Genomic DNA, 17,440 nt, shown 5'->3' on the forward strand with positions numbered 1-17,440 from the left:
GGCTCCAGTTTTTTTGAGTCTAGGTTGAAATCCTATACTATCGTTTATTTACCCTGCAACACATCAATAACTATTTTACCTTTGGCTCTTCCCTTATTTAGGTAGTCGAGTGCGGCTTGAGTTTCATGTATGGGGTAGACTCTATCAATAACCGGTTTCAAAAATTCTTTCTCAAGTAATGAAGCAAGTTCTGCGAGAGTAGTGCCACTTGGCCATGAATAGACTAGTTGGAGACGCTGCCTCATCTTTTCAATTAAGGTATCTGCCCCTTTAGCTTTGACGGAGACTGATACTAATAGACCATGTTTGTTAAGAACTTTGGCAGACCTTTCTAATACTTCTCCGCCTAAAGAGTCGAGTACAAGGTCATAATCCTCGAGTAATTCCTCAAATTTTTCGGTTTTATAATTGATAACAGTGTCGGCACCGAGTCGTTTGACTAATGTAAAGTTGGCATCACTGGTGGTTGTGGCAACGAAGGCGCCAATATATTTCGCTATTTGTATAGCGATAGTACCGACTCCGCCGGAGCCAGCGTGGATAAGAACTCTTTGCCCTTTCTGTAATTTTCCCACTTCAATGAGAGATTGCCAGGCTGTTAAACCCACGAGAGGGAAAGCGGCACACTCATTGTTGGAAAGATTGCAGGGGCGGATAGCTGCGTCCATTGCTTTGATTGAAGTGTATTCGGCAATCGTACCCGCTTGATTTGTATCGGGGCGTGCAAATATCAGATCGCCAATTTTAAAATTTCTGACAGCGCTGCCAATTTCTACTACTTTCCCAGTAACATCGTACCCGACAATATGCGGCATTTTTACAGGCATTACGTTTTGTAAAGCCCCCGATATTGCCCAGTTATCGAGGGGGTTGATACTGGCCGATTGTACCTTTACTAAAATACTATTTTTATCCGGTGAAGGTTTAGGCATCTGTGCAATTTCGATGGGGCTGCCATAAGACCTGATAATAGCGGCTTGCATATTTCACAGCTCTAAAATTAGAGGATTGATAGCTTTAGTGTGTTGAAAGACTTGCTAGTTTAGTAACTGTAAAAAAATAACGATTGAAAAAAGGGGCCCGAAGGCCCCTTGTAGCAGTAAATATAGCCACAATGGCTAGCGCAAGTTACTGATACAGCGGTTATATTCGCGAATATAAATCTTACCACCTACCGCAGGGTTAGCATTTGCCATATCTGCAGCGGCATTCATACAGCCTTCTACCTGGTCTCTAGTCAGACCCCAAGTTTGGGGGCGAGGTTGTGAGCCGCGGATATACATATCCCGGGGATTCTCATAACTACGAATAGAGGTGGGGGGCTGTACTCTGTAGAAATAACGGCCCTGCTCATTAAAGGCATAGAAAGTATTACCACTTTGATAATAAGTCTTGCCGAGAATTTGCACGGGTTCAGCGTTGGATGGGAGGCGCGTCATGCGGTCATCTGCATAACTGAAACCTGCGAGAGAACACAAGAGCACCATTGAAACAAGATATCGCATAACGTCTTCTCCTTCTCCTAGTTTGGCCACAAGTCTACTCAAACTGGGGGAGTGTCCCAACGTGCGGTAATGGAAGTTTCGGTTGTTGTAAAGGTATCTTTTAAGATCCGATCGAGATAACGGTTATGAATTCAATAATTATTTTTTACATGAATAGGTAGAAAACAAAAAAATTTCCTAGATAGCGGTTTTCTTATAGTAATCAGGACCTTTATTTTGCGGAGGTATTTGTAAGAAAGCTAAATCGTGGAGATAAGAATCTGGGTTAGATTGAAATACAAGAAAAATAGATTGTTACCTACCATTTTAAATTGCTCTGATTAAGGGGAAGTTAAAGGGTGGTTTAAAAAATTACATTGTTGTTTAAAACTGTCATCGAGCCATAAAATTACTCAGGCGTGCCACAGGAGATCAAGAGACTTGTGAGCTGATCTCTAGCGATAATGGTCAATTTCAATTTATGGCCGCTTACAACCCCCTCTTCTTAGGCTTGATCAGAGCTTTTGAAATATAGATTTACTAATTTACAAGCCGAGATTCTGCTCTTTAGAAATGGGTCGTAGGTCCTTATGCCCTGGTTGATGAATGTTCAGCACTCGTACCAAGTAACGAGGCTCTTGTCGCACTAATAGCCTCATAATCTGATACCATCGGCGCAAACCCCTTCGCTAGATGATTTTTTATGAAACTACTGCGTTCACTTCTATTTATTGTGCTTGCCCTAATGGTGATATCTGCCCTGGCTGCGCCGGGTTTTATCGGCCCCAAAGTAGAGGAAATTTGGAAGCAGCAATTGGGCCGCTTGCAGGGGGGGAATTCCACGGGTTACGAACGCGGATGGTTTGGTGCTGAAACCAATACTGAAGTGGCATTGCCGGATGGCACTACCCAGCTCAATACCGAGATCCATCATGGGCCGGTGTTGCTTACCTCCAAGGGGCCGCGCCTGGGTGTGGTTTATACCGAGACCCGGCTGGAGCTGGATCAACTACAGCCTGAATTGCGCGCTCAATTGGAGTCCATTTATGGCGCTTTACAGGCGAGTCCGGTAGTTCTGGAAACCCTGGTTACCGCCGACAACCGGGTGCTGAATACCCTGCGCTTAGACCCTTTCAAAAATACTGGCCCACTCGGGGAGCTGGAGTTTGACGGTGGGGAGGTTGCCGTATCTACGGATTACACCGGTGCTGTGCTGAACGGTGTCGTGGAGCTGGGAAGCTTGCGCCATATTCGCGAAGGTATCGAAGTACTGTTTACCGAGCCCCTTGAAGGCGAGTTTGAATATATGCCCGGCGAGGGCGGTAATGCGGAGCTGCGATTGTCGTTGCTGAGGGCAGAATCAGATTCCGGGCCGGTTCAATTGCGCGATGTTACCCTGGACCTGACCTTGGAAGAATTGGCGGCACAGACCCTGAAAATTATCAGTGACCTGAAGCTCCCCACCGTGGACTCGGCAACACCGATTACCTCTGTGCGCCAGCAGATGACCTTGCCGAGAATTAAGACTGCGGATCTGGGGCACTACCTGCGTGTATTGTTGCCGGCCCCTGAGCGGAATTGGGCTCGTGAAATGAGTCGCCCGCTGCGCCTGGAGCAACAGCTGGCGATTCAATCTCGCAATGGCCCGGTGTTAGTAGATGCTGATATCGATTGGCGGGGTATGCGCAAATCCTCCCGCCGAGGTGCCAGTGAGATCGATCAGTGGCTCAAACCGCTGGTAGGTAGTATGACCGTTAGCGCTGCAGAGCAGGCGCTCTTGCAGTCCCCCCTGGTAGGTCAGGCAATGCTTCTGCGAGATTATGGCCTGCTGATCGAAGACAAGGGTGAGCTGCAAATGTACCTCAAGGTCAATCGTGGCCAGTTGGAGGTGAATGGAGAGCAGTTGCCGGCAGACCTGTTTGTAATGGCCCTTACCGGTAAATTCTGATTGCCCAGGGCCAGCTGCTGTCCTGGCAGCTGGTCCCAGAGCGCAGCTGCAGGGCAGCCGCTAAGGCCTCTAACCCGTATTGCGCATGCCCGCTGCAATCCCTGCGATAGTGACCATCAGCGCGCTTTCCAATACCCCATCACTTTCCCGTTCGCGCAAACGTGCCATCAGCTCGGCCTGCAATAGGTGCAAAGGGTCAGTGTAGGGATCGCGCACGCGGATGGACCAGCGCATCACGGGATTGTTATCCAACAAGCTCTCCCGCCCAGTAAGCTGTTTTAGGGCCTCTACAGTGTGAGCAAGTCGCTCTCGCAAACTAACGCCCAGATGGATAAGGTCAGCATCTTTGGTGAGTCGCTCTTCATACCAGGAGGCAACGCGGGGATCAGCTTTAGCCAGCACCATTTCGAGCATATCCACAACGCCTTGGAAGAAGGGCCACTGACGGCTCATATCCCGCAGAATATCGGTTTCATCTGCGTGCTTAAGGGCATTCTCCAAGGCGGCGCCAGTGCCCAGCCAGGCCGGTAACATCAGTCGTATCTGGGTCCAGGCAAACACCCACGGGATCGCCCGCAGTGATTCGACACCGCCACCGGGTTTACGCCTTGCCGGGCGGCTGCCCAGGGCCAGGCGGCTCAGCTCGGTTTCCGGGGTGACAGTGCGCAAGTAAGCCACCAGGGCCGGATCATCCTGCACGACTTCCCGATAATTGCCGACAGAGACTTCCGTGAGCCGGTCCATCTCCGCGCGCCACTCCGAACGCGGCTCTGCCGGGGGCATCAGTGTCGCCTCCAGAGTTGCGGCGACATACTGCTCCAGGTTGTAAGCAGCTACAGAGGGGCGGCCGTATTTGAAGCGAATCATTTCTCCCTGTTCGGTAACGCGAATGCGCCCGGCTATTGATCCCGGTGGCTGCGACAGCAGGGCCATACGAGTCGGCGAGCCGCCTCGGGATATGGAGCCGCCCCGGCCGTGAAACAGAGTTAGGGGGATACCGTGGTTGCGGAATATTCCGGTGAGAGCTTCCTGTGTGCGGTACTGGGCCCAGGCGGCGCCCAGGAAGCCGGCGTCCTTGGCGGAGTCCGAGTAGCCGATCATCACTTCCTGGCCATCGAGCACACGCTGCTTGTAGAGGGGGATATTCAGCAGGGTACTCATAGTGGTAGCTGCACCATCGAGATCGTCGAGGGTTTCAAACAGGGGAACCACTCGCATTGGCACCTGCACCCCGGCAATTTTTTGCAGCAGCATTACAGCGAGAACATCGGAAGGTGTGGTCGCCATTGAGATAACGTAGGCACCTAATCCTTCGGGACCCTGTTCGGCAATGACCTTGCAGGTCTGTAAGACTTCGCTTACCTCTTCGTCACAAAAATCACTGCGGTAAAAGCTCTCGTCCACCAGTGGGCGGCGGCTGTCCAGCTCGGACACCAGGAACTCCTGTTTCTCCTCTTCACTCCAACTACTGTAATTGCCCATACCCAGATAGCGGGTAATGGCATCCAGGGTGTCAGCGTGGCGGGTGGATTCCTGTCGTATATCCAAACGCAATAGAGTGATGCCGAAGCAGTTGAGTCGCCTCAGGGTATCTTTAAGTTGGCCATCGGCGATGGCTGAGAGGCCCACATCGCGTAGGGAGCGGTCGATCAGGCGCAGCTCGTCGGCCAGCTGCTCGCTGCTGGTAAACGCGAGGCCGGAAGGCTCTGCGCGTCGACCAATGCGGGCCTCCATTTTTTCCCGGGTTATTTTGAGACGGTCGCGAACCTGGCGCAGCACCAGGCGATAGGGCTCGTGGCTGGGGCCAGTGCGCTGTAAAAGTTCTTCGCTGGCGCGATGCATGGACAAATCTGCGAGCAGGTTTTCCACATCGCGCAGATAGAGGTCGGCGGCCATCCAGCGGGCTAGGTGCAGAACTTCCCGGGTGACGCTGGCGGTGACATTGGGGTTGCCGTCCCGGTCTCCCCCCATCCAAGAGGCAAAGTGGATGGGAACCCAGTCCACCGGCAGAGGGGGAAGCTTGGCCAGGGCCAATTCACTGTCTATTTCCCGCATGCTTCTGGGAACCGCCTGCCACAGGGACTGTTCGATAGTGGCAAAGCCCCATCTGGCTTCATCAACCGGAGTGGGCCTGGAGCGACGGATCTCGTCTGTGCTCCAAGCGGAAAGGATCTGCTCTTGTAGGTGGCGACGTAAATCCTGGGATTCTTCTAGGGTCAGGTCGGGCCTGTCCAGTGTGTTGAGCAGGTCTGCAACTCGATCGTATTTGCGAATTAGGGTACGGCGTGTCACTTCGGTGGGATGAGCGGTTAGGACCAGTTCTACGGATAACTCTTTTAGTGTCCCGTGGATTTCCTCGGGAGACTTCCCCGCTTTGCTTAACTCTGCCAGTACCTGTCGCAGGCCGCGGTCTGTATCGGGATCTCCGGGAAAGCGCTGGTGCTGGCGGTGCAGTCTCTCGCGATGGCGCTGTTCGGCAATATTGGCCAGGTTTAGAAACTGGCTGAATGCCCGGGCAACTTCCAATAGGGTCGCATCATCCAGGGGGTCGAGTAGCTCTCGCAAGTGATCGGCCTGCATCGCCCCTTTGCTGCGGCTTTCAACGGCCGCCTGACGAATATTCTCAACGGTATCAAATAGTGGCTCGCCAACTTGGTTTCGCAATACTGCGCCGAGCTCTTCACCCAGCAGGCGTACATCTTCCCGCAAGGGGGCATTCTGGTCCTGGTTCACGAATCTATTTCTCCCTGTTAACAACGCGGTGAAAGTCAATCGGATAGGCATATTCGCACACTTTGTGATGAAGCATGCAATGTTGCAGCTGCAACTTTTGGCGAATAAGGGCTTGAGAAAGTAAATGAGGAAAAGTTGGTACAGCCTTTTGGCTAGTCAATCTGCTTTTGTCTTTTACGAGGTGTGAAAGTCGGTAATTTCAGTCAGGGAATCTTGGGTTCATTTCTTACTGAGAAGTAAATGGGCCCAAGATACTGGGCCCATAAAATGAAATATTTGCCATTAATAAGCTGGGCGCCGGTCGACCAGTGTCAGCCAGCCGCGAATAACCCGATAAATTACCCATATCCAGTTAATCGCAAGGATTAGGTAGCCTAGCCCCAGTACCCAGATGGTTAATGAGCCAACAATGGTCCACAGCAGCCAGAACCAGAAGGTGCGAATCTGCCAGCGGAAATGGGATTCGGCCAGGGTGCCGCGAACATCGCTGCGCTTAAAATAGTTGATTAATACCCCGATAAAAAATGGTACTGCAGTAAATAAGCTGATCGCCTGGATCAGGTAAACCATGATGGCCAGGTCGCGCCCGCTTTGTTCTCGGGCTTCCTGACTGCGTTCGGGATACTGCTCTGACATAACTTGTTCTCTTTACTATTCACTCCAATATAGTGTGGTGCAAATAGTGCATTTCAACTTAGCTGCGCTGGGATGTGTTATTTGCGCGGTGGATTGCAGACGCTTTTTCCGCCCTATTGTTTCCCAGTAAGAGTACTGTGGCTCGAAATTGGGTCACAGTAGGGTAGTTCATTTTAATGCCCACTCGGTGTGAACATTGCGTTCGCGCCAGGCCTTTAGCTGGCGTACAGATTCGCGCATAAGCTGTAAAAGCTCTGTGCGCTGTTGGCGACAATGTTCTCTTTCACTATCGATAGAGAGGTTTGCGGCCAGGGTACGCAAGCGAGAAGCTATTGTTTCGAGGCCGACCTCAATAGCTGAGCGAGCCAGTCTTTGTGCCTGCTGTTCTGCATCAAGCCAGTGGCGTCCAGTAATAGCGCTGGTTAATGACGTTATTTGTTTTGGCAGGGTGGCGGTGCGCTCGCTGAGTAATTCGGCAAACGTATGGTGATCCAATGTATCCCGCAGGCGAAATAGGGTATTGGTATTAAGGAGTCGAGTGGGCTTTGCTCCCTGGGGGCCTGCAATGCCCTGGCTTCGGCGAACAGCCCAACTCAATAATTGCATCAGCTGTCGGTCGCCGATCGGGTGGGTCAATACCCCGGTAAAGCCTCTGGCTTGGTAGCGCTCCTTATCGCCAGAGCTGGCATTTTGTAAAAGGGCAAAAATAGGTAGTTCTGCACCTCTCTCCCTGCGGATTTCCCGCACTGCTTCAACACCATCCATCAACGGAAGATGGGTATCTGCCAAAATAAGATCGAAATTTTTTTGCAGTGCCGCGCTGCTCCCATCGATCCCATTGCACTCCCGTTGCACGTTATGGCCCATGGTCTCCAGGGTGGGCTGAAGGGAGTCATGCTTACTGTTTTCAACGAGTAATACAGAGAGCTGTTTGCCGGGTGCACGATGGCTTTCAGTGGGGAGTTTTAATTCTACTGTTTCAACATTACCGCACTGATGTAAGTTCTCCAGGGATTTAAGGGCGCTGTTTAATTGTCTTTTCCCGATTTCTACCAGGGCGCGCGTATTGTTGTCTTCGCTGCGAGCCAATAAATTCAAAGTGCCGAGAAGTGTATCCAGGGGATGCTGTAAGTGGTGCCGGGTTATGGTGAGGAGATCAGATTTCTCCTGGCGCAATTGTTCCAGCTCACTGAGAGCATCGGCAAGTTGTTTTTCCAGTGCGATAAATTCGCTGTTACGACTGTGTACCTGTTGGAAAAGATTGCTATTTTCCTTGCTCAAATTTTTAAGCCGAGCATTGGTATCGAGAGTTAATTGGCGTAATTTAACTTGCCTATTTATTGCAAACGCACAAATTAGCAGTAGAAGCACAGCAGGTATTCCCATCCAAAAGAGCGGGACCTGACTTTTTAGTGTGGTAATAACATCGGCCTGTGCAGTACTCGATAAAAATACCGAACCCGAGACCAATAGGCCGAGGCATATGGCACGCAAGAATACGTGACGAGAGGGAATTCCCCCAGACAAAGTGGTTTCTATCATCCTTGTAACCAACGTTATTTAAATTGGACTAAATCCTGCAGTCCAAAAAGGGTTTATACGACTTGTTGTAATGAATACCCAGGCACACCGGAGATTTTTGATACTGCAATAAGCCCGCTTTTGGTACAAGAAAAATTTTGCTTCTGCTGTGGGGGGAGCAGAGGCGCTTCAGTTAACTTGCCGATAGAAGAGTTGCCGGCTGGCCCCGTCTGTTCTGCCTTGAGGTTGAGCGGCCGGGTTGTTGGGTGTGAAGTTAATCAGCAGATTGCATCTGATTACATAGAGGGATCTAGCAGCAATTTACTAGATTATATGGGTAGATTAGCGACAGCTCCTGAACAAATTACGCCGGAGCTGTCGTGAGGAAATAGTATTCAGGCAGCCTGGGGAATGCGCTCTTGCAGCAATTGCAACATACGCTCTGAGGGAAGGAAAAGGCGAATGCCATCGCAGTGTGCGAGCAGTTCCCGATAAAAATAATCGAAATGGGTGCAGCCCAAAATCAGGATCTGTACGCCACTTTTCACCAATGCCGCGACCAAGTCATCAAGGGCGTGTTGGCGAACGATCATTTCTGCGGCGAGGCCGTCCTCGATATCTTCCACAATTTGCAAGTTGCCAATACCGATGACTTTGGCGGTTGTATTGCGCTCGAGTATTTCCCGCTCGATATTGGCGCAGCTCTGGCAGTTGGCGGCCAGCAGTCCAAAGTTGCGATAGCGCTGGGTAAGCTCAGCGTAGACCTCGAGAGGGGATACCACCTCAATGGGGGAGGCAGCTTTTACCGCCGTCATATCCACAGCACCGGAAAGTGAGTTGCAATAGATCATGGCCGCTTCTGCACCGGCCTGGTACAGCTGCTCAATGGCTTCGATCAATTGTTGGGTAAGGGCGTCGCGCTCCAGCGCCTGCAATTGAGTCTGGGCCTGGGGAGAGGAAGATAGGGACAGGCCCACGCCACGAAGTTGGCGCGCGGCGAGGAAGTCCAACCCGAAGCGGGTATCTGTGGGGGTGCCGGCGACCACGCCAACGGTCATGGAACTGTTTTCAATGGCGTTATCGGTCAACACAGTCATGTTCCTCTCTCGTAATGCCTAATCGAGTATCGGTGACCCCTCAGGCAGCGCGTTTGCTCCACAGGGGGACAAGCGTATTAATCCACACTCGGCGCACCCAGTCGAGATAAATTCCGTAGGGGCGGCCAAGAGCTCCCGCGATGAGCATAAAAGTAATACTGGCGGTGGCAATTTCGTCCCAGCTGGCCCCACCGAGGCGCATATTGGCCATATATAGCGGGAACTGGAAGCTGAGGAATACAAAGGTGTCTACCAGATAGGCATTGATAAAGCCGCCACCCCCAAAACGGTTCACAATCCAGTTGCGATACATACTGAATGGACGGGCGATAAGGGTATTGAATACCAGGGCCATCAGGCGAACTTTCAGGTGTTCGTTCCAACTCATACCCGCCAGAATCAGCTCGATGGGGATCGCTACAGCCCAAGAGAAGCTATTCATGGCGAAGATGTCCAGCATAAAGTCCCAGCGGCGCGCCCCAGATGCCTTTTCATCTGGGGCATCTGGACTGGATGGGGATAGTGCGGGCGCGGACATTGGGCAAACAACCTCGTAGACAGTGGCCGCCTAAACGACTTTGGCGACAGACCGGCGATTATATCTACAATTTGCATAAAAGCTAGCCTTACATCTCGACTGATAGTTTCTAACGATACATTTGTCCTATTTTTTAATTATTTATTAATCTAATTATCTTGTTGTGAAAATCTGGCAGCTGGTCACGAATGGCTGGCACCGGTTAATATGCAACTCTTTGCATAAGATGAGTTGGAGTTTTCATGTCCCTGCGCTTTGCCGTTCTCACCTTGCTGGATATTGAGCCCGGCAGTGGTTATGACCTTAAGCGGCGCTTTGAGCGCAGCGTCTCCCACTTCTGGAGTGCCAGCCATCAACAAATGTATCGCGAGCTGCACAAGTTACATGAGGAGGGCCTGCTGGACTGTGAGGAGCAAGCCCAAGAAGGCAAGCCGGACAAGAAGGTCTATAGCCTCACGGATCTAGGTCGCGCCGAGCTGCGTGACTGGGTCACTCAGCCCAGTGCGCCGCAGAAGATTCGCGAGCCTTTCCTGGTGCGTATGTTCGCCGGTCACAACCTGAGCAAGGATGAAATGCGAGATGCTCTGGAGGCCCAACTGCGCCAACATCGCAGCTCTCTGGAAAGTTACCAGGAGCAAAATGAGCGGGTATTAAAGAGTGATACAGCGCTCCAGGAGCGCTACTGGTTGGCACATCAAACCCTGCTTTTGGGGATTGAGGCGGAAAAGACCTGGATTAGTTGGGCGGAAGGTCTGCTGAGTGAGCTTGAAGAGTCCGTAAAAAAATAACCGCTACTCGCTTGGAATGACGCGCCCGAATCTGGCCAGCGATGCCGTTTGGTGTTCAGTAACCTCGCTCTTTTAGCAAGTGGGGTGACCTTAGCCATGACTTTTACCGTAACACCTATCCGCGAAGATTTTTTAGAAAAGGTTCGTCAAGCAGGTCTAGATGATCTAGGGCAGCCGGTACGGCAGCTGAGCGCCCAGGGCGGTGAGCCATGTCGTGATGTGCGACGGCGCGCACGGCCGGGGGAGAAAATCCTCTTGGCGAGCTACTGCCCTTTCTCTTTTGCCGGTCCTTACCGGGAATACGGGCCTGTATTTGTACTGGCGCAGCCGCAGCCGGAACAAGACTTCAGAGCACAGAATAGCTTCCCCCCGCTAAATAATAATGCGGAAGATTATTTCAAGAGTGGTGTGCCACTAGTGCTTCGCGCCTATAGCGCTGAAGAGCACATCGTGTCTGCGAAATTGGTGGACCCTGAACAAATAAAAACAGAAGTGAGTGAATATTTTATGCAGGATGAGATTGATTACGCTCTGCTGCGCTTCGCTGCTTACGGTTGCTATGCGCTGCGGCTGGATCGCGCATAGTTTTAATAGATATTTGTGAAGGCCAGGTCGCCGGTTAATAAAATCCTGGTGTCAGTGGTAGTGAGAACCACCGGTCTTTTTGGTGGTTGTTTCGGAGTTCAGTATTTATTCCCGAACTCCGAAAATATTTCAAAATTAAATGGAGACTTTTTCCAATACCAAGCTGCCAATAGAATAGCCTGCACCAAAGGAACAGATAATTCCCCGGTCACCGACCTGCAAGTCATCGCTGTGCAAATTAAATGCGATAACTGAGCCGGCACTTGCCGTGTTGGCGTAGCGGTCCAGAACGATGGGCGCGCGTTCAACGCTTGCATTGTCACCCATTAGCTTCTTGGCGATCAGGTTGTTCATATTGATATTGGCCTGATGGAGCCAGTAGCGGCGAACGCTGTGAGGATCGGTGTCTGTCTCTTGCAGGTGGGCCTCAATATGAGACGCCGCCATGGGGCAAACTTCTTTAAATACCTTCCGGCCATTCTGGCGGAACAGCTTACCGGGGCCAAAAGGGTCCACATCGGCGGCGCGAGCGGTGTAGCCAAAGTTCGAACGGATATTGTTGGAGAAAACGGTTTTCGCTTTGGTGCCGAGAATTTCCCAGGCGCTTTCGACAGTACAGGTTTCTCTGCGCTCGATAATGCTGGCTACGGCTACATCGCCAAAGATAAAGTGGCTGTCTCGGTCGGTGTAATCCACTTGTGGTGAGGCCAGCTCGGCATTGATGACCAGTACAGTTTTGGCTGAGCCTGAGCAGATCGCATCCACCGCACGCTGAAGTGAGAAGGTGGCTGAGGAGCAGGCCACTTCCATATCAAAGGCAAACCCATCGATACCCAGTGCACCTTGGATTTCAATAGCAATAGCGGGGTAGGCGCGCTGCATATAGGAGGCACCGACAATGACCAAATCAATGTCAGAGGCCTGCTTATCGGCTTTCTCTAGGGCTAGTCTGGCGGCCTTTAAGCCCATTTCGGCTTGTACACTTAGCTCTTCATCTGCGCGCTCGGGAATAAGGGGGCGCATGCGCTTCGGATCAAGGATGCCATCGCGGGTCACCACATAGCGGCTCCTGATGCCTGAGGCCTTCTCGATAAATTCTGCAGAAGAGAAAGGTTTTGCCGCGCGCTCACCGGCCTCGATCTCTTGAGCATGCTCAAGATTGTACTGCTCGGCATGGGTGTTATAGGCATCTACCAACTCTTCATTGCTAATAGATTCCGGTGGGGTCCACAGGCCTGTGCCGCTGATGACAATGCCCCGTGGCAACTTGTATTCACTCATCGCTGAATTCCTGGCCCGCGACAACAGAAATGCGGGCAATTTAGTCGCTGTTAGAACCTTAGCAGTGCTGGCAGATGAGGGACTGAGGCGCCAGAACGGCAAGGTAAGCTATTGTGACGTTGGGGTGACTATGGGTCTATTTGTAGTCGCGCCGAACAGTCATGGCGTTCTGGCCAAAACGAAGGCGCTGACCTGTTTTGCCCCGGCTGTGAGTAGCTTGCGAGTGATGATTTCAAGAGTCGCTCCCGTGGTTACAACATCGTCTACCAGGCCGATATGGGCACCCGATATTTCTCCGCGCACGGCAAAGCTGTCAGACAGGTTTTTCAGCCGTTGGTTGCGGCTGAGTTGAGACTGGGTTTTGGTGGGTGTTGTTTTGCGCAGTAGTTGCAGATCTACTGGCAGGCACCAGTTTTGGCCCATACCACTGGCAATAAGTTGAGCCTGGTTGTAACCGCGTTGCCAATAGCGGCGCCAGTGCAGAGGAACCGGGGTAAGTATGTCAGGCATATCCTCTGGAAGCCCCAATTGGCGGGCCGCTAGCTGTATAAGGCTGTGCCCGGCGGCCAGGTCCCGGTGGTATTTGAAATGTTGGATTAAGTGGTTGATTGGGTAAGCGTATTGCCAGGCAGCACTGATCTTCTTTAAGGTGGGTGGCCTCTGTAAACAGGCCGCGCAAATATTATCTTTTGCCGCCGCCAAGGGTAGGGCGCAGTAGCGGCAGCTACGGCCTAGCGCCGGTAGTTCCTGAGTACAGGCAGAACAGATTCCAACCTCTCCCGATGCTCCGCCGCACAGCAGGCAGCGGGCCAGACTTTGGGCAAGTTTTCTACTGAATAGCTTGTAAACCATATCGTCTCTTCCGAGTTGACAGCGGTTTGGCCGTGGCTAAACTGGCCAGTCTGGTGGATTGAACGGCAGACGCTGAATTAGAGCTCGCTGATCGATGCCGCTAGAGCCTGCTAACAGGCTGTGAGTATCCGATTTTAATAAGCAACAGAGAGAGTACGCCCTGTGACTGCCGCCCAGCAAATGCCCGCCGCAGAGATCCGCCACGACTGGACCCGCCAGCAGGTACTGGACCTCTTCGCCATGCCGTTTAGCGACTTGATGTTTACCGCGCAGCAAGTGCACAGAGCTTATTTTGATGCCAATCGGGTACAGGTCAGTACCCTTTGCTCTATCAAGACCGGCGCTTGCCCTGAGGACTGTGCCTACTGTCCCCAAAGTGCCCGCTATGACACCGGGCTGGAGCGGGAAAAACTAATGAAGGTTGAAAAGGTATTGCAGGAGGCAAGGGCAGCTAAGGCCGGCGGTGCTACCCGCTTCTGCATGGGGGCCGCTTGGCGCTCCCCCAAGAAAAAAGACATGCCTTACGTGACCCAGATGGTACGAGAAGTAAAGGCGTTGGGGATGGAAACCTGTATGACCCTGGGTATGCTAAATGATGATCAGGCCCAGGAGTTGGCGGATGCAGGCCTCGATTACTACAATCACAATTTGGATACTTCGCCGGAATATTACGGTGAGATTATTACCACTCGCACTTACCAGGATCGCCTGGAAACCTTGGGGCGAGTGCGCTCAGCGGGAATGAAGGTCTGTGCTGGTGGCATTGTGGGAATGGGTGAAGGCGACAAAGATCGCGCCGGGTTATTGATGCAATTGGCGAACCTGCCGGAGCACCCCGAATCAGTGCCCATCAATATGCTGGTAAAAGTCGCAGGTACCCCGCTGGAAGAACAAAAGGACCTGGATCCCTTCGAATTTATTCGCTGCATTGCTGTGGCCCGTATCATGATGCCGAAATCCCATGTGCGTCTGTCCGCCGGTCGCGAGCAGATGAGCGATGAGATGCAGGCAATGGCTTTCCTTGCCGGCGCCAACTCTATTTTCTACGGTGAAAAATTGCTGACGACCGCGAATCCGGAAGCTAACGAAGATATGCAGTTGTTCAGTCGTCTGGGTATTAAGCCAGAAGAGTATCAGCAGTACGCCGATGAGGCTGAGGTGGAAGCGGAATTGAACGCGCAGATTACCGAACAGCAAAATGATGCCTTCTTCTACGACGCGGCCAAATGACCCTGAATGAAGTCCTGCAACAGCGCCTCGCCGAGCGCCGCCAGCAGAATCTGTATCGGGAGCTAAAAACCCTCGATCGTGCACCCGGGCCGCGAGCCCGGGTCGATGGGCGGGAGCTACTGGTATTTAGCAGTAACGACTACTTGGGGCTTGCCAGCCGCGAGGAAGTCATCGCAGCACAGAAGGCGGGAGCAGATTGTGGTGCAGGCGCCACAGCCTCTCACCTGGTTAATGGTCACCTGGATATTCATCACCGCTTGCAGCAGTGCATCGCCGAGGTAACCGGGCGAGAAGCGGCGCTGATATTCTCGAGTGGCTACATGGCGAATATCGGCACTATTTGTGCTCTGTTGGGGCGAGCCGACAATATTGTTTCGGACAGGCTTAATCATGCTTCACTGATTGACGGTGCCCGTTTGAGTGGCGCCAACAGTCTGCGCTTTGCCCATAACGATCTCGCTGGCCTTGAACGCCAATTGCAGCGCGCTACTAGCCGGGGTGGCGCTACTTTAGTAGCGGTGGATGGCGTTTATAGCATGGATGGTGATTTGGCCCCTCTGGCTGAGATTGCCACTTTGTGTAAGCAATACAACGCCTGGTTAATGGTTGATGAGGCCCACGGCTTTGGCGTAATGGGTAGCGAAGCATACCCACTGGCGGGCAGCTGTGCCCTGGCGGGGCTGTCCCAGGAACAAGCCCCGGTTGTGATGGGTACCTTGGGTAAAGCGGTTGGCAATGCCGGTGCCTTTATTGCGGGCTCCCGGTCACTGATAAATTTTCTCACCCAGTTTGCGCGGCCCTATATCTATACCACCGGAATGACGCCAGCAGTGGCTGCCGGCGCCTTGGCTGCTATCGAATTGATTCGCGATGAGCCTCAGTTACAAGGGCGCTTGCGGGTAAATATCGCTTATTTCCGCCGGGGGGCACTACAGCTCGGTCTACCTCTTCAGGCGTCAGCCAGTGCGATACAGCCGCTGGTGTTGGGCTGTGAAAACACTGTGATGGCGGTTGCCAGAGAATTGCAGGAGCGCGGGTTCCTGGTGGGTGCCATTCGCCCGCCTACAGTGCCGCTGGGCACTGCACGCTTGCGCATTACCCTGAGCGCGGCTCACCGGGCCGAGGATATTGATGAGCTACTAGGCGCGCTGCAGCAGATTTTGCAGGATGCAGGGGTACTGGATAAGTGACACGGGTTGAACACTTGGTTTTCCTGCACGGGTGGGGCGGGAGTGCAGACCTTTGGCGGCCGCTTATAGAATCCCTGGCGCGTCGTACAGAAGTGCAACTCCACTGTATTGAGTTACCTGGATTTGCTACACAAGGTGCTGAAGACTGGCCTCCACTAGAAGCTTTGCTGCAGAAGCTTTACCAGCAACTTCCCCCTCGCTGTATCCTGGTTGGACACTCCCTCGGCGGTATGCTTGCCGTTCGCCTGGCTTCTATAGCGAAGCAGGACAAAGTTCTGGGGTTAGTGACCATAGCTGCCAATGCCCGCTTTGTGGAACGAGATGGCTGGCCGGGCATGGCCGAGAGCACTTTCAAGGCATTTTTCGATGCTTTTACATCATCTCCGGAGAGTACCTGGGAGCGATTTTGCTCGCTGCAGGCACGGGGTGATAGCGCCATGCGCTCTTTGCTTAAAGACCTTAAGGCACAAAAACCTCAAATAAATAGTGATGCCTGGCGGGAAGCATTGTGCTGTCTGGCAGAGTTGGATAACCGCCAATACCTGGAAAATCTGTCCGTGCCGGCACAGCACCTGTTTGGCAGCAGGGATGCCCTGGTTCCCATTGAAGCTGCTCGGTCCATTGAGGCGTGTGGGGGCACCGTCAAAGTCATACCCGAGACGGGCCATTTACCCCATTGCACCAAAGCTGACATCGTCGCTGAATATCTATTCGAGCTTCTCGAGTCTATTGGAAATCCCCCGGCTGAGCCGTTTGATAAGGCTGCGGTAGCTCGCTCTTTTACCCGGGCAGCACAGGGCTACGATGATTGCGCCCATCTGCAGCGGGCAGTCTGCCGGCAACTGTTGGCCCAAGCCGATGACAGCTGGGCACCCCGTACGATCCTCGATTTGGGCAGTGGCACCGGATTCGGTACTGAACTGTTACGGCGGCATTTTCCTAAGGCGCAAATTATTGCCCTGGATCTGGCGGAGGGGATGCTGAAATTTGCCCGGACGCAAAGACCCGAAGCTGATGGTTACATTGCGGCCGATGCCGAACAGTTACCCCTGGCGGCGAGTAGTATTGATTTAGTGTTTTCAAGTATGGCGCTGCAATGGTGCTACCGCCTGCCACAATTATTTGCTGAGTTGCAGCGAATACTGGCCCCTGAAGGGCGGTGCCTGGTTGCCACCCTTGGCCCTAAAACCCTGGTGGAATTGAAACAGAGTTGGGCTCAAGTGGATGGGGGGGTACATGTCAATCAGTTTCTGCCCGCCGAGCAATGGCGTGAAGCGGCACTGCACAGTGACCTCAGCGGATTGGTTACGGATGAATTGCGCCTACTGCACTTTGATAGCCTGCGCCAGTTGATGCGGGAGCTTAAGGGAGTGGGTGCACACAATATTAACCGGGCGGCGGATAAAGGTATGACAGGTCGCCGCAAACTGCAGCACTTGTCCGTGGCCTATGAGAATAAGCGGGAAGAGCGTGGATTGCCGGTAACTTACGAGGTGATCTATATGAATCTCACCGCTTGCAGGGCAAAAAAATCCGGCTGACCTGCGCCTATCGCAA

At 52.7% G+C, this 17,440-nt stretch carries 15 protein-coding genes; 6 read left to right on the plus strand and 9 right to left on the minus strand.

The window, feature by feature from the left end; all coding sequences use genetic code 11:
• Window positions 1-44: 44 nt before the first annotated feature.
• Window positions 45-983 carry an NADP-dependent oxidoreductase gene (locus ACJJIY_RS07030; RefSeq protein WP_445359349.1) on the minus strand — a complete coding sequence of 313 codons (939 nt, stop codon included), beginning with the start codon at window positions 981-983 and terminating at the stop codon, window positions 45-47.
• A 135-nt stretch (window positions 984-1,118) separates the two neighbouring features.
• Entirely contained in the window at window positions 1,119-1,505 is a 387-nt protein-coding gene (locus ACJJIY_RS07035; RefSeq protein WP_282934530.1) for a hypothetical protein, read from the minus strand.
• A gap of 682 nt (window positions 1,506-2,187) precedes the next feature.
• Here ACJJIY_RS07035 and ACJJIY_RS07040 point away from each other — a divergent pair.
• Window positions 2,188-3,432: a DUF945 family protein gene (locus ACJJIY_RS07040; protein ID WP_444895366.1), complete on the plus strand. Its 1,245-nt coding sequence runs from the start codon at window positions 2,188-2,190 to the stop codon at window positions 3,430-3,432.
• A 69-nt stretch (window positions 3,433-3,501) separates the two neighbouring features.
• Here ACJJIY_RS07040 and ppc read toward each other — a convergent pair whose 3' ends face one another.
• The 5 genes from ppc to alaE form a co-directional block, all read right to left on the minus strand.
• The gene (gene ppc, locus ACJJIY_RS07045; protein ID WP_445359350.1) at window positions 3,502-6,165 is read right to left on the minus strand and encodes a phosphoenolpyruvate carboxylase; all 2,664 of its coding nucleotides are present in this window, start codon (window positions 6,163-6,165) and stop codon (window positions 3,502-3,504) included.
• Window positions 6,166-6,447: 282 nt separating this feature from the next.
• On the minus strand, window positions 6,448-6,801 hold the full coding sequence (locus ACJJIY_RS07050) for a DUF4870 family protein (RefSeq protein ID WP_444895364.1): 354 nt from the start codon (window positions 6,799-6,801) through the stop codon (window positions 6,448-6,450).
• A 168-nt stretch (window positions 6,802-6,969) separates the two neighbouring features.
• Window positions 6,970-8,343, minus strand: coding sequence for a response regulator (locus ACJJIY_RS07055; protein ID WP_444895363.1), 1,374 nt, complete (start codon window positions 8,341-8,343; stop codon window positions 6,970-6,972).
• 374 nt (window positions 8,344-8,717) lie between these two features.
• Window positions 8,718-9,419: an aspartate/glutamate racemase family protein gene (locus tag ACJJIY_RS07060; protein ID WP_444895362.1), complete on the minus strand. Its 702-nt coding sequence runs from the start codon at window positions 9,417-9,419 to the stop codon at window positions 8,718-8,720.
• Window positions 9,420-9,459: 40 nt separating this feature from the next.
• Window positions 9,460-9,957 (minus strand): L-alanine exporter AlaE, encoded by a 498-nt coding sequence (alaE, locus tag ACJJIY_RS07065; protein ID WP_444895361.1) that lies wholly within the window; start codon window positions 9,955-9,957, stop codon window positions 9,460-9,462.
• 242 nt (window positions 9,958-10,199) lie between these two features.
• Here alaE and ACJJIY_RS07070 point away from each other — a divergent pair, with 242 nt between their 5' ends.
• Window positions 10,200-10,745 (plus strand): PadR family transcriptional regulator, encoded by a 546-nt coding sequence (locus tag ACJJIY_RS07070; RefSeq protein ID WP_413664186.1) that lies wholly within the window; start codon window positions 10,200-10,202, stop codon window positions 10,743-10,745.
• A 96-nt stretch (window positions 10,746-10,841) separates the two neighbouring features.
• Window positions 10,842-11,330, plus strand: a complete 489-nt coding sequence (locus ACJJIY_RS07075; protein WP_445359351.1) for a DUF1203 domain-containing protein — start codon at window positions 10,842-10,844, stop codon at window positions 11,328-11,330.
• 135 nt (window positions 11,331-11,465) lie between these two features.
• Here ACJJIY_RS07075 and ACJJIY_RS07080 read toward each other — a convergent pair whose 3' ends face one another.
• Window positions 11,466-12,611 (minus strand): beta-ketoacyl-ACP synthase III, encoded by a 1,146-nt coding sequence (locus ACJJIY_RS07080; RefSeq protein ID WP_445359352.1) that lies wholly within the window; start codon window positions 12,609-12,611, stop codon window positions 11,466-11,468.
• A gap of 159 nt (window positions 12,612-12,770) precedes the next feature.
• Window positions 12,771-13,463 carry a ComF family protein gene (locus ACJJIY_RS07085; RefSeq protein WP_445359353.1) on the minus strand — a complete coding sequence of 231 codons (693 nt, stop codon included), beginning with the start codon at window positions 13,461-13,463 and terminating at the stop codon, window positions 12,771-12,773.
• Between the two features lie 180 nt (window positions 13,464-13,643).
• On the opposite strand from ACJJIY_RS07085, the gene bioB reads away from it, so the two are divergent.
• Genes bioB through bioC form a run of 3 tightly spaced genes read left to right on the plus strand, consistent with a single transcriptional unit; the run spans window position 13,644 to window position 17,424 of the window.
• Window positions 13,644-14,693: a biotin synthase BioB gene (gene bioB / locus ACJJIY_RS07090; protein ID WP_413665834.1), complete on the plus strand. Its 1,050-nt coding sequence runs from the start codon at window positions 13,644-13,646 to the stop codon at window positions 14,691-14,693.
• Window positions 14,690-15,883, plus strand: coding sequence for an 8-amino-7-oxononanoate synthase (gene bioF / locus ACJJIY_RS07095; RefSeq protein WP_445359354.1), 1,194 nt, complete (start codon window positions 14,690-14,692; stop codon window positions 15,881-15,883). The genes bioB and bioF overlap by 4 nt, the downstream gene beginning before the upstream one ends.
• Window positions 15,880-17,424, plus strand: a complete 1,545-nt coding sequence (bioC, locus tag ACJJIY_RS07100; protein ID WP_445359355.1) for a malonyl-ACP O-methyltransferase BioC — start codon at window positions 15,880-15,882, stop codon at window positions 17,422-17,424. Before bioF ends, bioC begins: the two co-directional genes overlap by 4 nt.
• The last annotated feature ends 16 nt before the right edge of the window (window positions 17,425-17,440 follow it).

The sequence above is a fragment of the Microbulbifer maximicatervae (SeqCode) genome (genome assembly GCF_052468155.1).

Coding starts and splice junctions, on each gene's coding strand:
- bioB (WP_413665834.1), top strand. CDS start 13,644: ATGCCCGCCGCAGAGATCCGCCACGACTGGACCCGCCAGCAGGTACTG.
- ACJJIY_RS07085 (WP_445359353.1), bottom strand. CDS start 13,463: ATGGTTTACAAGCTATTCAGTAGAAAACTTGCCCAAAGTCTGGCCCGC.
- ACJJIY_RS07035 (WP_282934530.1), bottom strand. CDS start 1,505: ATGCGATATCTTGTTTCAATGGTGCTCTTGTGTTCTCTCGCAGGTTTC.
- ACJJIY_RS07080 (WP_445359352.1), bottom strand. CDS start 12,611: ATGAGTGAATACAAGTTGCCACGGGGCATTGTCATCAGCGGCACAGGC.
- ACJJIY_RS07040 (WP_444895366.1), top strand. CDS start 2,188: ATGAAACTACTGCGTTCACTTCTATTTATTGTGCTTGCCCTAATGGTG.
- bioF (WP_445359354.1), top strand. CDS start 14,690: ATGACCCTGAATGAAGTCCTGCAACAGCGCCTCGCCGAGCGCCGCCAG.
- ACJJIY_RS07060 (WP_444895362.1), bottom strand. CDS start 9,419: ATGACTGTGTTGACCGATAACGCCATTGAAAACAGTTCCATGACCGTT.
- ACJJIY_RS07075 (WP_445359351.1), top strand. CDS start 10,842: ATGACTTTTACCGTAACACCTATCCGCGAAGATTTTTTAGAAAAGGTT.
- alaE (WP_444895361.1), bottom strand. CDS start 9,957: ATGTCCGCGCCCGCACTATCCCCATCCAGTCCAGATGCCCCAGATGAA.
- ACJJIY_RS07030 (WP_445359349.1), bottom strand. CDS start 983: ATGCAAGCCGCTATTATCAGGTCTTATGGCAGCCCCATCGAAATTGCA.
- ACJJIY_RS07070 (WP_413664186.1), top strand. CDS start 10,200: ATGTCCCTGCGCTTTGCCGTTCTCACCTTGCTGGATATTGAGCCCGGC.
- ACJJIY_RS07055 (WP_444895363.1), bottom strand. CDS start 8,343: ATGATAGAAACCACTTTGTCTGGGGGAATTCCCTCTCGTCACGTATTC.
- ACJJIY_RS07050 (WP_444895364.1), bottom strand. CDS start 6,801: ATGTCAGAGCAGTATCCCGAACGCAGTCAGGAAGCCCGAGAACAAAGC.